Here is a 14,224-nt window from a genome sequence, read left to right as displayed (position 1 = left end):
TCCCCTCCCCCAACCCCGATACGAAGCCTCCCTGCGGTCTGGGGGTGCTTGTCAAGGCGGGAAAGATGCCTTGACAAGCACCCCCAGACCGCAGGGAGGCTTCGTATCGGGGTTGGGGGGAGGGCTGGGTGCCTCGATTGTTGGGTGCGTTGGTGCCGGTTTAGGGCCGTGAGGGGAACCCTGAGGGACTCTGAGTCCCTCAGGGTTCCCCTCACGGACGAGCTGCGCGCGCGGGGGCGTTAGACGGTGCGGAGTGTGTGGACTTTGCGGCCGCCTAAGGCGGCGCGGCCGTTTAGTGCTCCCAGTTCCAGGACTACTGACACGCCCGTTACTTCTGCGCCTGCGTCTTCCAGGAGTTTCGCGGTTGCTGCCACTGTGCCGCCGGTGGCTAGGACATCGTCCATGATCGCGATTCGCTGGCCTGGTTTTACGACACCGGCGGGGAGTTCGACGCTTGCGGTGCCGTACTCCAGGGAGTAGTCCACTCGCCCGGCTACTGACGGGAGTTTGCCGGGTTTTCGAACCAGGACGACGCCCATGCCGCGGGAGTAGCCGACTGCCGCGGCCAAGAGGAAGCCGCGGGCCTCGACACCGGCCACCGAGGTGGCGGCCGGGTCGAGGGTTTCCGCCAGGGCGTCGGCGACTGCGGCGAAGCCGGGGCCGTCGGCGAACAGCGGGCTGAGATCGCGGAACAGGACGCCTGGTTCCGGGAAGTCCGGCACCTCGGCGATCAGGTCCAGTGCCTCGTCGAGCTTCATCTGGTCAGCGCTTCTTCTTCCCCGACGGACGCTGCTTCGGGTGCCGCGCGGGGACGCCGGCCGCAGCGGCCATTGCCTTTTCCTTGCGGAGTTCGGCGGCCAGCTGGTCCTCGTCGTTGGCGTCGAAGTCGTCGTCCGCTGCCTCGCGCTTCGCGGCCTTCGCGCGGCGGGCGGCCACGCGGTCGGCCTGCTGGCGGTATTGCGGGTCGCGCATCTTGAAGTCGACCAGCAGCGGCGTCGCGAGTGCGACCGACGACAGGACGCCGACCAAGGTACCGGTCAGCTGCACCAGCGCCAGGTCCTGCAGGGTGCCCGAGCCGAGCAGGATGTAGCCGACGATCAGCAGGCCCAGGATCGGCAGCAGCGCGATGAACGCCGTGTTGAACGAGCGCATCAGGGTCTGGTTCAGCGCCAGGTTCGCCGCTTCCGCATAGGTGCGCCGCGAAAGGCCGAGCAAGCCCCGGGTGTTCTCCCGGACCTTGTCGAACACCACCACGGTGTCGTACAGCGAGAAGCCGAGAATCGTCAGCAGGCCGATCACCGTCGCGGGCGTGACCTCGAAGCCCACGAGCGAGTACACGCCCGCGGTGACCACGATGTCGTGCAGCAGCGAGACGAGCGCCGCGAACGCCATCCGGGTGTCGAAGTAGATCGCCAGGAAAATCACGACGGCGACCAGGAACACGGCGAGCGCGATCATGGCCTGGCGAGAGATCTCGTTGCCCCACGACGCGCTGACCGCGCTGTCGCTGATCGCCTGTTCGCCCGACTTGCCGTTGGCGCCGATCGGGCCGAGGTCCTCGAAGATCTGCTTCTTGACCTTCGAGACCTGGTCGGCGGTGAGGGTCTCGGAGCGGGTCTGGATGGTCGACGCGTTGCCGGTGCCGACCGTCTGGGTCTCCGCCGGAGCCTCGCCCAGCGCGGTGTTGAACGACTTGATCACCTGTTCCTGGGTGATCTGGCCGTGCGAGCCGTGCGCGGGCAGCTGGATCTGCGTGCCGCCCTCGAACTCGATGCCCACGTTGAAGCCGCGGAAGATCATCGAGCCGATGCACACCAGGAGCAGCAGCGCGAAGAACAGGTACCAGCGCTTGCGCGAGCCGACGATGTCGACCGCGCCGGTGCCGACGTAGAGCCGGTGGAAGAAGCTTTCCTTCTTGCCGGGCTTGGCCGCGGCGGTGGCGCCGTTTTCCTGGCCGTCCGGGTTTTCCGAGGTGGTGCCCGCGTTCTCGTCGCTCACGTCAGGCCTCCTTCACGTTCGCGCGGCGGCCGGGAGCGGGGCGCGTGGACTTGCGCTGCGCGCCGAGCTTCTGGACGGCGCCGAGGCCGAGATTCCGGGGGTTGGACAGGAACTTCGACTTCGAGGTCGACACCATCGCCACGAGCGGATGCGTGACCAGGTAGACGACCACCAGGTCGAGCACCGTCGACATGCCGAGGGTGAACGCGAAGCCCTGCACGTCGCCGACCGCGATGATGTACAGGATCGCGGCGGCGAGGAAGCTGACCGCGTCCGAGGCCAGGATCGTGCGCCGCGCCCTCGTCCAGCCGCGCGGCACCGCGGACCGGAAGGTCCGCCCCTCCCGGATCTCGTCTTTCAGCCGTTCGAAGTAGATGACGAACGAGTCCGCCGTGATGCCGATCGCGATGATCAGGCCGGCGACGCCCGCGAGGTCGAGCGTGTAGCCGATCCACCGTCCGAGCAGCACCAGCACCGCGTACACGAGCAGGCCGGACAGCACCAGCGACCAGATCGTGAGGATGCCGAGCAGCCGGTAGTAGAACAGGCAGTAGACGAAGACGACGATGAGACCGATCGCGCCGGCGATCAGGCCGGCCTGCAGCGAGGCGAGGCCCAGCGTCGCGGACACCGTGGTCGCGTCCGAGGAATCGAACGAGAGCGGCAGCGAACCGTATTTGAGGATGTCCGCCAGGTTCTTCGCGTCGGTCTGGGTGAACTTGCCGGTGATCTGCGTGTTGCCGCCGAGGATGGCGTTCTGCACGGTCGGCGCGGACACCACGTCCGTGTCGAGCACGAACGCCGCCTGCTTGCCCACGTTGGCCGAGGTGAAGTCGCCCCAGGTCTTGCCGCCCGCGCTCTTGAAGCTCAGGTCGACGATCCACTGGCCGCGCTGCTGGTCGTAGCCGGAGTTCGCGCTGGAGATCTCGGTGCCGGGGATGAACTCCGGGCCGAGCACGTACTTGGTGGCGTCCTTGTCGCCGCAGGTGACCAGCGGCTGGTTCGGCAGGTCGTTGCCCTCCAGCGGGTCGGCGGCGTTGGGCGCGCAGGTGAGCGCGGCGAGCGCCTTCTGCTGCGCGGCCTGCGCGGCGGCGGCCTCCTGCTGGTTCTTCGGGTCCTTCGGCATCAGCGCGGGAGCCTGGCGCACCGCGCGGGCCGCCTCGATCGGGTTCTTGCCCGCGTCCTGGCCGTTGCCCGCGCCCGGGGCCGACGGGGTCGAACCCGGCGGCTGCTGCGCCGGGGCGCCTTCCGCTCCCCCGCCGCCGGCCGGCTTGCTCGGCGCGGTCGGCGGAGCGCTCGGGGCGCCGGAGGCCGGGGCCGCGGGCGGCGCGCCCGGGGTGTTCGGGACCGAGGTGATGACCTCGCGGATCCCGAGCTTGGCGGTCCGGCCCAGGTTCTTCGCCTCGTCGCCCTGCTCGCCCGGCACGGTGATCACGATGTTGTTGCCGTCGAGCACCACCTCGGTGCCGCCGACGCCGATGCCGTTGACGCGGGTCTCGATGATCTGGCGCGCCTGGTTCAGCGAATCGCGGGTGGGCTGGCCGCCGTCGGGCGTGCGCGCGGTGAGCGTGACCCGGGTGCCGCCCTGCAGGTCGATGCCGAGTTTCGGCGTCGCTTTGCCGCCGCCGGTGAAGAACACCAAGGCGTACAGCACGACCACGATCAGGGCGAAGAAGGCGAGATAGCGTCCCGGGCGGAGATGCCCGGCCGATGGTGCCACAGTGCTTCGGTCTCCTCGAACTGGCACGGACTGGATGGACCCCAAGTGGTTCGGGTGCGCGAGCCGGAAGGGGGTCCCCCGGACGCGGCTGGGCGTGAACTATGACGGCGGACACGCACGCAGCACCGAGACAGTACTCGGTGCTGCGTGAGCCCGGCGTTCGCCCGTACCGACTTTCGTAGGCTGTGGGCGGATCACTGCCCGGTGAAGCGCGAAGGCTACTTCTTCCCGTGCTCGAGCGGGGGCGCCACCTGCGCACCGGAGGTCTGGTTCTCCTCGGCCGAGATCGACTCCTGGGCCGGTGCCTCGGAAGAGGTCGCCGAAGCCGACTCGATGCCCGCGACCTCGGTCTCGGCCGAGGCCTCGTTCTCCTCGGTCTCGACGGTCGGGTCGACCTTCTCGCGCACCGCGAGGCGCAGCCAGGTGGTGACGACGCCCGGCGCGATCTCGATGTCGATCGTGGTGTCGCTGCTGGTGTCGGCGACCGTGCCGTACATGCCCGACGTGGTCATCACGCGGTCGCCGGCGGAGATGCTGTTCTGCATCTCCTGCTGAGCCGCCTGCTGCTTCTTCTGCTTGCGGGTGCCCATGACGAGCGGCACGGCCACTACGAGCAGCAGCAGCAACGGCAGCAGTAACTGGTTCATGACTCTCCTCGACGGACGCCTTTCTCGGCTGCCCGCGTCCGGTTTCGACGGATGTGCTGTGTTCGAGTGTGCCAGGTACCGGCGGAAACGCCACCACCCGGGGCGCTGTCCGCCCTTGTCAGGCCTGATCGAACAGCGTCGGACCGCCCTGGTCGGGCCGTACGGCCTCCGGGGGCGGCGCCAGTCCGAGGTGCAGCCACGCGGCCGCGGTCGCGACCCGGCCGCGCGGAGTGCGGGCGAGCATCCCGGCCCGGACCAGGTACGGCTCGCACACCTCCTCCACCGTAGTGGCCTCCTCGCCGACGGCGACCGCGAGCGTCGAAATGCCGACCGGCCCCCCGCCGAATGAGCGGGTCAGCGCGCTGAGCACGGCCCGGTCGAGCCGGTCCAGGCCCAGTTCGTCGACGTCGTAGACCTTGAGCGCGGCCTGCGCGACCTCCAGGGTCACCTTGCCGTCGGCGCGCACCTCGGCGTAGTCGCGGACCCGGCGCAGCAGCCGGTTGGCGATCCGAGGCGTGCCGCGCGAACGGCCGGCGATCTCGGCGCAGCCGTCGCGGTCGATCTCGATGCCGAGGATTTTCGCGGCGCGGCGGACGACCAGCTCCAGTTCGGCCGCGGAGTAGAACTCCATCTGGCCGGTGAAGCCGAACCGGTCGCGCAGCGGCCCGGTCAGCGAACCGGACCGGGTGGTGGCCCCGACCAGCGTGAACGGCGCGATCTCCAGCGGGATGCTGGTCGCGCCCGGCCCCTTGCCGACGACGACGTCGACCCGGAAGTCCTCCATCGCGAGGTACAGCATTTCCTCGGCGGGCCGGGCGATGCGGTGGATCTCGTCGATGAACAGGACGTCGCCGGGAGCCAGGTTGGACAGCATCGCGGCCAGGTCGCCCGCGCGTTCCAGAGCGGGCCCGGAGGTGATCCGGATGGCCGCGCCCAGTTCGGCGGCGACGATCATCGCCATGCTCGTCTTGCCGAGGCCGGGCGGCCCGGACAACAGCACGTGGTCCGGCGGCACCTCGCGCCGCCGGGCGCTCTCCAGCACCAGTTCCAGCTGCTCGCGGACGCGTTCCTGGCCGACGAACTCGTCCAGTTTGCGGGGCCGGAGCGACGTTTCCAGGTCGCGTTCGCCGGTCTGGGCGAGCGCGGACAGGGTTTCGTCGTCGGCCTCGTAACCGCCGGTGTCGAACTCGGTCACTTCGTGGTTCATCGGCGGCTACCGCTTGCGGCCCAGCGCGGCCAGCGCCGCGCGCAGTACCGAGGATGTGGTGTGCCCGTCGCCCTCGGACAGCACCCGGTCCACCGCCTGTTCGGCCTGTTTCGCCGGGAAACCCAGTCCGGCCAGCGCTTCCACCACCTCGCCGCGCAGCGCGCCGGGCGCGGTGACGACCGGAGCGTCGCTGGCGCCGCCGAGCGCGGTGACCTTGTCCCGCAGTTCGAGGCTGAGCCGCTCGGCCCCCTTGCGGCCGATGCCGGGCACCTGGGTGAGCACGGTGATGTTGCCTTCGACGAGCGCCGCGCGCAGCTTGTCCGGCTCCAGCACGGCCAGCGTCGCCAGCGCGAGCCGCGGCCCGATCCCGGACACCGTCTGGAGCAGGCCGAACAGCTCGCGCGCGTCCTCCTCGGCGAACCCGAAGAGGGTCAGCGAGTCCTCGCGCACGACCAGCGCGGTGTGCAGCCGCGTCTGCTCGCCGCGGCGCAGCGTGGCCAGCGTCGCCGGGGTGGCCTGCACGGCGAGGCCGACGCCGCCGACCTCGACCACCACGTGGTCGAGGCCGACGGACAGCACTTCGCCGCGTACCGAGGAGATCATCGTCGTGCTCCTGTTTCGTTCTTCGTGGTGGATCCGGCCGCTTTGGCCGCGGCCGCCAGCCGGGCCTTGTGGGCGCGGACCAGTTCGGCCGCGCGGGCCTCGGCCTCCGCGAGCCGGACCCGCATCGGCTCGCGCCAGAGATGGCAGATGGCGAGCGCGAGCGCGTCGGCCGCGTCCGCCGGCTGCGGTTTGACCTCGAGCCCGAGCAGCCGCATCACCATGGTGGTGACCTGCGCTTTGTCCGCGCGCCCGGACCCGGTGACGGCGGCCTTGACCTCGCTGGGCGTGTGGAAGACGACCGGCAGCCCGCGCCGCGCCGCCGCCAGCGCCACGACCCCGCCCGCCTGCGCGGTGCCCATCGCGGTGCGGACGTTGTGCTGCGCAAACACCCGCTCGACGGCGACCGCTTCGGGCCGGTACCGGTCGAGCCAGCGCTCCACCTCGTCGGCGATGCCGAGCAACCGCTGCGCGAGATCCTGGTCGGCGGGCGTGCGCACGACCCCGACCGCGACCGGGCGCACCGACCGGCCCTTGCCGCCGTCGACCACGCCGAGGCCGCACCTGGTCAGACCGGGGTCGACCCCGAGCACCCGCACCGTTTCTCCTTCGCCCGCGCGAACATCCGTTCGACGTGCAGGCTAACGGTCGCGGCGCGCGGCCCGGCGGACGGACACGCGCAAACGGCGACCGACGTGGACGGCGGACCCGCTCGCGAGCACGATGGCAGCATGCCGGGACCGGAGGATTACGTCGCGCACCTGGGCCTGGAGCCGCTGCCGGTGGAGGGCGGCCGGTTCGCGCAGAGCTGGCGGGCGAACGAGGGGTCCGCGATCTATTACCTGCTCACCGCGCCCGAGATCTCCGCGCCGCACCGCCTTGACCGCGTCGAGGTGTTCGTGCACCACGCGGGCGCACCTGCGCGGATGCTTCTGCTGCATGCCAGCGGGGAGGTGACGCGCCCGGTGCTGGGCAGCGACGTGGCCGCCGGGGAGCGTCCGCAGGTGGTCGTGCCTGCCGGTACGTGGCAGGCGACGGTGCCGCTGGGCGCGTGGAGCCTGCTCGGCACCGTGGTGATGCCGCCTTACACCGACGACTGCGTGGAGTTCGCCCATCCGGCGACGCTGGCCGCGCGGTTTCCGGACGCCGCCGACGACCTGGCCGCGCTGGGTTGATCGGAAGCTGCGGTCAGGGGCCGTCGACGCCGGGGGTCCAGCTCTCCGGGTCCCCGCTCTCGGTGAGCACCGGCTGCCACTGCGCGAAGCCCTCGGGCGCATCGGCGTGCCACGGGAAGTACCCGTCCGGCGTCGCGACGATCATCTGCAGCGCCGGGAAGTCGCCGTCCGGGTAGACGAGGAACGCGGACCCGAAGTACTCCGGGTAGTGGCCTTTCGCGACGCGTTCGAAGATCACCGGCGCGCCGTCGAAGAAATCGTCGTAGCGTTTGCCGACCTCGAAGATCTCGCCGTTGGCGGAGCGGTCGACGTACGCGTCGAGCAGCACCGGGGCCATGTGGTCGGGCAGGCCGATCACGACCGCCTCGGGCACGTTGTGCAAGGCCCACGCGCACGCGGTGAAGCAGTAGCCCGCGCCCTGGTCGTCGGCGGGCACGGCGATGACCGCGTTCCCTCGTTCCCTCGCCTGGGTTTCGATCCAGGCGATGAGGCTCTGCTCTTGCTCGGTGAGGGCGGAGGTCGTCACGGCGGACATTCTGCCCCACCCGCGCGCCCGAGCCCAGTCCCCGCGCCGGTCATTTTCCCGCCGTCCCAAGGATTTTCGCGTTTTCCCTTGCGCGCCAAGGGAAATTGAAACGAAAACGGCCGCGCCCCCGGAGTGCCGGGGGCGCGGCCGTGTCGCGGGCGATTGGATCAGTCCACCGCGGCCATGACCTCGTCGGAAACATCGAAATTCGCGTACACGTTCTGAACGTCGTCGCAGTCCTCGAGCGCGTCGATCAGCTTGAAGACCTTCTTCGCGCCGTCGACGTCGAGCGGGACGCTAACCGACGGCAGGAAGGTCAGCTCGGCCGATTCGTACTCGAACCCGGCCTCCTGCAGCGCCTTGCGCACCGGCACCAGGTCGCCGCCCTCGGAGACGATCTCGAAGCTCTCGTCGAGGTCGTTGACCTCCTCGGCGCCCGCGTCGAGGACCGCCATGAGGACGTCGTCCTCGGTCGCGTCCGCCTTGGGCATGATCACGACGCCCTTGCGGTTGAACATGTAGGCGACCGAACCCGGGTCGGCGAGCGAGCCGTTGTTGCGCGTGAGCGCGGTCCGGACCTCCATCGCGGCGCGGTTCTTGTTGTCGGTGAGGCACTCGATCAGCACCGCCACGCCGTTCGGGCCGTAGCCCTCGTACGTGATGTTCTGCCAGTCGGCGCCGCCCGCCTCCTCGCCGGCGCCGCGCTTGCGCGCGCGCTCGATGTTGTCCTGCGGGACGGAGTTCTTCTTCGCCTTCTGGATGGCGTCGTACAGCGTGGGGTTGCCGTCCGGGTCCCCTCCCCCGGTCCCGGTGCGGGCGGCGACCTCGATGTTCTTGATCAGCCGCGCGAAGAGCTTGCCCCGCTTGGCGTCGAGGTTCGCCTTCTTGTGCTTCGTCGTGGCCCACTTGGAGTGGCCGCTCATCTTTCCTCCATCTGTTCCCGCGGCCGCGTGCCTCCCGGGGCGGCCGCCGCAATCCTTTGCTCAGGCTTTCCGCACGAGCTCGACGAACAGCCGGTGCACGCGCTCGTCCCGGGTGATCTCCGGGTGGAACGCCGTGGCCACCACCGCCCCCTGCCGGACGGCGACGATCCTATCCGCCCTGGGCCCGTCCGGCGGGTCCTCCGGGTCGGGCACGGTGGCCAGCACCTCGACGCCGTCTCCGGCCTTCTCGACCCACGGGGCCCGGATGAACACCGCGTGCAGCGGTCCGCCGGGCACGCCGGCGAACGGGAGGTCGGCCTCGAAGGAGTCGACCTGCCTGCCGAACGCGTTGCGCCGCACGACCGCGTCGAGGCCGCCGAGCTGCTGCTGGTCCGGCCGCCCGTCGAGCACCTGGCGGGCCAGCAGGATCATCCCGGCGCACGAGCCGAAGGCGGGCAGGCCGCCCGCGATCGCCTCGCGCAGCGGTTCGAGCAGCTCGAAGGTCTCGAGCAGGCGCGACATCGTGGTGGACTCCCCGCCGGGCAGCACCAGGCCGTCTATTTCCGACAGCTCGGAGGGGCGGCGCACCGGAACCGCGCGGGCGCCCGCGCTTTCCAGCATCGCGACGTGCTCGCGCACGGCTCCTTGCAGGGCGAGCACGCCGACCGCCGGCCGTGCTCCCGTAGCTGTCGCCACCCGACCTCCCGTGAGACGTTCGCACCAGCTTAGGGGGGCCGCCCGGAACGCAACCGGGCAGGTCAGGCGGGCAGCACCGGGGCCGCCGCCCACCCGGAGGACGCTCCGGCGGCCGGTCCCGCGCCGGCGTGAAGTGGACTGCTGAAATCTGTCGCCAGTGGCCACCTCGAAGGTGGTCTCCACCGGAACCGGTCCGGCCCTCGCACCGCGGACCGATCCCGTCTTCCATGGTAGGCCGTTCCGGAAGCCCCAGGTCAACGCTTCCCGGCGGAAAAGTGACGGAGCCCAAGTGGATCTTCCCGTGCGAAAAGTGGCCTTCCGAGATACCCGCGCAATGGCCTGCCTCAGCGGTCCACCGCCGTCTTACGCTGGAGGGGAAGAAAGCTTCCGCTCCCCCGAGAAAGGCCCGCAAGGTGTCGCAGCAGCAGAACGCCGAACCCCAGACCGTCACCGGCACCGCGAAGGTGAAGCGCGGCATGGCGGAGATGCTCAAGGGCGGCGTGATCATGGACGTCGTGACCGCCGACCAGGCCAAGATCGCCGAGGACGCGGGCGCGGTCGCCGTCATGGCGCTGGAACGCGTCCCCGCGGACATCCGCTCGCAGGGCGGCGTCGCCCGGATGAGCGACCCGGACCTGATCGACGGCATCATCGAAGCGGTGTCGATCCCGGTGATGGCGAAGGCGCGGATCGGCCACTTCGTCGAAGCCCAGGTGCTGCAGTCCCTCGGCGTCGACTACATCGACGAGTCCGAGGTGCTCACCCCCGCCGACTACGCGAACCACATCGACAAGTGGGCGTTCACCGTGCCGTTCGTCTGCGGCGCGACCAACCTCGGCGAGGCGCTGCGCCGCATCACCGAAGGCGCGGCGATGATCCGCTCGAAGGGCGAGGCCGGCACGGGCGACGTCTCGAACGCGACCACCCACATGCGCAAGATCCGCGGCGAGATCCGCCGCCTGCAGAACCTGCCGGAGGACGAGCTGTTCGTCGCGGCCAAGGAACTGCAGGCGCCGTACGAGCTGGTCCGCGAAGTGGCCGAAGCAGGAAAGCTGCCGGTGGTGCTGTTCACCGCGGGCGGCATCGCGACCCCGGCCGACGCGGCGATGATGATGCAACTGGGCGCGGAGGGCGTGTTCGTCGGGTCGGGCATCTTCAAGTCCGGCAACCCGGCGCAGCGCGCGGAAGCGATCGTGAAGGCGACGACGTTCCACGACGACCCGGACGTGCTGGCGAAGGTGTCGCGCGGGCTCGGGGAGGCGATGGTGGGGATCAACGTCGAGGACGTGCCGGAACCGCACCGGCTCGCTGAGCGCGGCTGGTGACGGTCTTTTTTACCCCGTTTTATTTACCTGCGTGAACAGTGGAGGGCACCCCGCCCTTCACCGTTCGCGTCGGCCGACGATCCGATCTTTGGCCATTTGAACCACGGCATCAGAGGCGGGCCGGAGCCGCCCGACGCGCCGCCGTCGCGTCGAACGAGCACCCGTTCGCGGTCCTGTTCGGCTGCTCCGATTCCCGCCTCGCCAACGGAATCATCTTCGACCGCGATCTCGACGACCTCCTTGTCGTGCGCGCCGCGGGCCAGGTGTCGGCTCGGAGGTCCCGGGCAGCATCGAGTACGGCGTCGACCTGTTGCGGGACCACGCTTCCGCATGCTCCCCGGCTGGGAGGCCCGCCGCTACCACCTCGCCGACGGCAGCGCTGACGGCCACCGCGGTGTCCTGACCGGCCCGGCTCGCGGGAAGGTTCAGCGGCGCGGCCCTGCGGCGCGGCGGAGCCGGTTCGCGATCGCGAGGCCCAAGCCGGTCTCTTCCGGCAGGGACGCGACAATGAGGTCGCAGCCCTGCCGGTCCAGCTCGCGCAGGTAACCGTAGAGGCCGCGGGCGTACTCGGCCATCGAAGCCGGAACCGACACCACGGCACAGCCCTCGCCCAGGACACTGTCCTGCGACGGCGGCAGGAAGACACCCACCCGGTGCCCGAGCCCGTGCGCGCGCTGTGCCTCGGCGGCCACCCGGTCGGGTTCGACGAGAACAACCCGCGCCCGCGGCGCGTAATGCGACGGATGCTGGCCGGGCACCCGGATCGGGCTCGCCGACGGCACCTCGAGCGAGCCGCCGAGCACGGCTTCGAGGTCTTCCCGGGGCACCCCGCCGGGCCGAAGAATGCTGAGAGTGTCGCCGGTCGCGTCGACGATGGTGGATTCGACGCCGACCTGGCAGGGGCCGCCGTCCAGCACGAAATCGACCGCATCGCCCAGTTCCGCACGGACATGATCCGCGGTGGTCGGGCTGACCGAGCCGAACCGGTTGGCCGACGGAGCCGCCGCGCCGCCGCCGAAGGCCGCCAGCAGCGCCAGCGCCACCGGATGGCCCGGGACCCGCACCCCCACCGTCTCCAGGCCCCCGGTCGCCGCCGACGACACTCGCGGGCCGCGCCGCAACACCAGGGTGAGCGGTCCCGGCCAGAACTGTTCGGCCAGCAGCCGCGCGGGCTCGGGCACCTTCTCGACCCAGCCGTCCAGGTACTCGGCACCGGCGACGTGCACGATCAGCGGGTGCGTGGGCGGGCGGCCCTTCGCCTGGAAGATGCGCGCAACGGCGGCCGGATCCGAGGCGTCGGCACCCAGGCCGTAGACCGTCTCGGTCGGGAAGGCCACCAAGCCTCCGTCGCGCAGCACCCCGGCCGCCTTCTCGATGTCGCCAGCTGCCGCGGTCACGCTCGCACTCTCTTCTCTGCCAGACGGTTAGCTCATCTCTCGCCGACCAGCCTAAGAGGCGCGTGCCGAGCGCCCTTCACCCGGCGGCGAACCGGGCCTCCACCGTCGAACCGGCCGGATCCGAGTGCATCCGCACCAGATCCGCGAGATGGTTCACCAGCAGCAGCCCCCGGCCGCGCTCTTGCTCCGGGGCGACAGGAACCCGCCCGGCCATCGGATCCGCCAGCCATCCCTCGTCCCGGACCTGGCAGACCAGCTCGCCGTCGGCGAAACCCAGTCGCACCAGAGCGGCCCCGCTGCCGTGTTCCACGCTGTTGGCCGCAAGCTCCGTCACCGCCATCACCGCGTCCTCGACCCGGTCCTCGGCCAGGCCGTGCCGCCGCGCGGTCTCGGCGGTCAGCAGCCGGAGGTCGACGAGGTCGGATTCGGCGACGAAAAGGGAGCGGGCACCGGGCGGGGGCGGCAACTCCCGGTTGTAATCGGCCACCACCGCGTAAGGCGCGTAATCATCGCTCTCGCGCCACTCACCCGCGCCCTCGATCAGCCAGGGATGCGTCCGGAGAGCATCCGCCAGCTCGGTCGCACCCAGCGCTTCGGCGTCGTAAGGACACAGGATGGTCGCCCACCGGCCCTGGAAGGCCAGGTTGATCAACGCCTCGTGCTGAGCGCAGGCCGGGTACTCCGCCGACGACCGGCCGGCCCAGATCGGCTCGCCGACGATCCGCACGTGCCGGTCCGAATGGTCGTCGGCGAACGCGCGCAGCACGCCAGGAATGATCCGGCCCGGATTGCGGCCTGCCTCGCTCATGTCGACCAGCAGCACACGTCCGGCGTCGGAGCCCAGCTCAGCGCGCAGCAAGCTCACCCGCTCCGGCGGCGCGGCGACCGCGACCGGCTCGTCGGCGGCCAGCCCTTCCCGGACGAAGGGGACAACACCCGCGAGGAATTGGCCAGCGGTCCGATAGAACAGCGCCGGATGCAGGAATGCCTGGTCGGCGGGCGTCATTGACGTCGAGCCGAATGCAACGATCCACCCGCGGGCAGCACGATCAGTTCCTCACCTCTGCCGTTCGCCGGAACAGCTCGGTTCCCCTTGCCCGTCCAGGCTAACCCCTGGTGTCGAACCGGAACATTGCCCGCCCGCCCGAGGGCGCCACGAGACGGTGCCGCAAGTCACCCGCCTGGATTTCGTGGACAGAGAGCAACTCGGCCACAGCGCGACACCGGCTCACGCACCACTCCGCTGGGCCGTCCGCCGCCCGGCGGGCACAACACCGTCATGCTTTTCTTTCCGGTGCCGCCGCTCCGCTGCTCGTCGGCGGCTTCACCGCCGCGGTTCCGGGACCCGCAGCGACGTCGTGATCCCGTGCCTGAACGTCAGCCAGTCGAGGGCTTCCTCGACAGTCGGCACGACGCACAACATCCGATCCATCCGGAAGACGCGGATCGGCCGGAGCAGCGCGGTCTGATTCGCCACCAGCACATAGGGCACGCCGGCCTCCCCCGCCGCGCGGTGCAGGTGTGCCAGCAGCCCCAATCCGGACGCCGAGCAGAACGTCACGCCCCTCAGGTCGACGACCAGGGCACGCGAAGCGGCCGACAGCGCTTCGTCCAGGCTGGCGCGCAATCCGTGAACGACCCGCAGGTCGATCTCCGCGACAACCTCGACAGTGGTCACGTCGCGAGCAGCGGTGACGGTAGTTCGCGCTGCGGTGCCGGGCCGATCCGAAGGCCGTTCACTGAGCTTGAAGTTCACGAAACTGTCCTCCTCGCGACGTTCGTCTCGTACGAGGCCGGACCCGCCAGAACGCGGCCCGGCCGCCACGACCAGCCGGCGACGGGTCGAGTCGGTTTCGAACAACGGCACACAGTCTGAACCGATCGACCGTACCTCAGCTGCCGCAGGCCCGCATCCGCTGCGCCCCGCCGGCGCGACAGGGCTTGGCACCAGGCCAACTCAGAAACGATCCCGCCCGAGAAACTGTTTCCTGCCAAAAGAAATCCGCGTCG

At 70.4% G+C, this 14,224-nt stretch carries 16 protein-coding genes; 3 read left to right on the top strand and 13 right to left on the bottom strand.

Annotated elements, in window-relative coordinates; genetic code table 11:
• Positions 1-239: 239 nt before the first annotated feature.
• The 7 genes from D0D37_RS31955 to ruvC all read right to left on the bottom strand — a co-directional run bounded on the left by D0D37_RS31955 (position 240) and on the right by ruvC (position 6,771).
• Positions 240-758 carry an adenine phosphoribosyltransferase gene (locus D0D37_RS31955; RefSeq protein WP_116204323.1) on the bottom strand — a complete coding sequence of 173 codons (519 nt, stop codon included), beginning with the start codon at positions 756-758 and terminating at the stop codon, positions 240-242.
• Between the two features lie 4 nt (positions 759-762).
• Entirely contained in the window at positions 763-1,998 is a 1,236-nt protein-coding gene (gene secF, locus D0D37_RS31950; protein ID WP_116204322.1) for a protein translocase subunit SecF, read from the bottom strand.
• A gap of 1 nt (position 1,999) precedes the next feature.
• A complete protein-coding gene (gene secD / locus D0D37_RS31945) occupies positions 2,000-3,718 on the bottom strand; it encodes a protein translocase subunit SecD (RefSeq protein ID WP_162834566.1) in 1,719 nt (572 codons plus the stop codon).
• A gap of 218 nt (positions 3,719-3,936) precedes the next feature.
• On the bottom strand, positions 3,937-4,365 hold the full coding sequence (gene yajC, locus D0D37_RS31940) for a preprotein translocase subunit YajC (protein WP_116204321.1): 429 nt from the start codon (positions 4,363-4,365) through the stop codon (positions 3,937-3,939).
• Positions 4,366-4,483: 118 nt separating this feature from the next.
• The gene (gene ruvB / locus D0D37_RS31935; protein ID WP_116204320.1) at positions 4,484-5,572 is read right to left on the bottom strand and encodes a Holliday junction branch migration DNA helicase RuvB; all 1,089 of its coding nucleotides are present in this window, start codon (positions 5,570-5,572) and stop codon (positions 4,484-4,486) included.
• Positions 5,573-5,578: 6 nt separating this feature from the next.
• Entirely contained in the window at positions 5,579-6,175 is a 597-nt protein-coding gene (gene ruvA / locus D0D37_RS31930; RefSeq protein WP_116204319.1) for a Holliday junction branch migration protein RuvA, read from the bottom strand.
• Entirely contained in the window at positions 6,172-6,771 is a 600-nt protein-coding gene (ruvC, locus tag D0D37_RS31925; protein ID WP_116204318.1) for a crossover junction endodeoxyribonuclease RuvC, read from the bottom strand. The genes ruvA and ruvC overlap by 4 nt, the downstream gene beginning before the upstream one ends.
• A 132-nt stretch (positions 6,772-6,903) precedes the next feature.
• On the opposite strand from ruvC, the gene D0D37_RS31920 reads away from it, so the two are divergent.
• Complete coding sequence (locus D0D37_RS31920; RefSeq protein WP_116204317.1) at positions 6,904-7,347, top strand: cupin domain-containing protein; 444 nt, start codon at positions 6,904-6,906, stop codon at positions 7,345-7,347.
• Positions 7,348-7,360: 13 nt separating this feature from the next.
• Here the strand turns inward: D0D37_RS31920 and D0D37_RS31915 are convergent, their stop codons facing one another.
• From D0D37_RS31915 to pdxT, 3 genes are all read right to left on the bottom strand, one after another.
• Positions 7,361-7,882, bottom strand: a complete 522-nt coding sequence (locus D0D37_RS31915) for a DUF4262 domain-containing protein (RefSeq protein ID WP_116204316.1) — start codon at positions 7,880-7,882, stop codon at positions 7,361-7,363.
• 158 nt (positions 7,883-8,040) lie between these two features.
• Complete coding sequence (locus D0D37_RS31910) at positions 8,041-8,796, bottom strand: YebC/PmpR family DNA-binding transcriptional regulator (RefSeq protein ID WP_116204315.1); 756 nt, start codon at positions 8,794-8,796, stop codon at positions 8,041-8,043.
• Between the two features lie 60 nt (positions 8,797-8,856).
• A complete protein-coding gene (pdxT, locus tag D0D37_RS31905) occupies positions 8,857-9,492 on the bottom strand; it encodes a pyridoxal 5'-phosphate synthase glutaminase subunit PdxT (RefSeq protein WP_116204314.1) in 636 nt (211 codons plus the stop codon).
• Positions 9,493-9,905: 413 nt separating this feature from the next.
• Here pdxT and pdxS point away from each other — a divergent pair, with 413 nt between their 5' ends.
• Complete coding sequence (gene pdxS, locus D0D37_RS31900) at positions 9,906-10,817, top strand: pyridoxal 5'-phosphate synthase lyase subunit PdxS (RefSeq protein ID WP_116204313.1); 912 nt, start codon at positions 9,906-9,908, stop codon at positions 10,815-10,817.
• A 38-nt stretch (positions 10,818-10,855) separates the two neighbouring features.
• Positions 10,856-11,200, top strand: a complete 345-nt coding sequence (locus D0D37_RS48905) for a carbonic anhydrase (protein ID WP_425266986.1) — start codon at positions 10,856-10,858, stop codon at positions 11,198-11,200.
• Positions 11,201-11,242: 42 nt separating this feature from the next.
• On the opposite strand, the gene D0D37_RS31890 is transcribed toward D0D37_RS48905, so the two are convergent.
• The 3 genes from D0D37_RS31890 to D0D37_RS31880 all read right to left on the bottom strand — a co-directional run bounded on the left by D0D37_RS31890 (position 11,243) and on the right by D0D37_RS31880 (position 14,075).
• Positions 11,243-12,214 carry an L-threonylcarbamoyladenylate synthase gene (locus tag D0D37_RS31890; RefSeq protein ID WP_116204312.1) on the bottom strand — a complete coding sequence of 324 codons (972 nt, stop codon included), beginning with the start codon at positions 12,212-12,214 and terminating at the stop codon, positions 11,243-11,245.
• Between the two features lie 76 nt (positions 12,215-12,290).
• The gene (locus tag D0D37_RS31885; RefSeq protein WP_116204311.1) at positions 12,291-13,220 is read right to left on the bottom strand and encodes a sensor histidine kinase; all 930 of its coding nucleotides are present in this window, start codon (positions 13,218-13,220) and stop codon (positions 12,291-12,293) included.
• Between the two features lie 318 nt (positions 13,221-13,538).
• On the bottom strand, positions 13,539-14,075 hold the full coding sequence (locus tag D0D37_RS31880) for an STAS domain-containing protein (RefSeq protein WP_162834565.1): 537 nt from the start codon (positions 14,073-14,075) through the stop codon (positions 13,539-13,541).
• Positions 14,076-14,224 lie beyond the last annotated feature (149 nt).

The sequence above is a fragment of the Amycolatopsis circi genome, assembly GCF_003385235.1.
GTDB lineage: Bacteria > Actinomycetota > Actinomycetes > Mycobacteriales > Pseudonocardiaceae > Amycolatopsis > Amycolatopsis circi.
The sequence above is the reverse complement of the archived record's forward strand: the minus strand, read 5'-3'. Positions and strand labels throughout refer to the sequence as shown.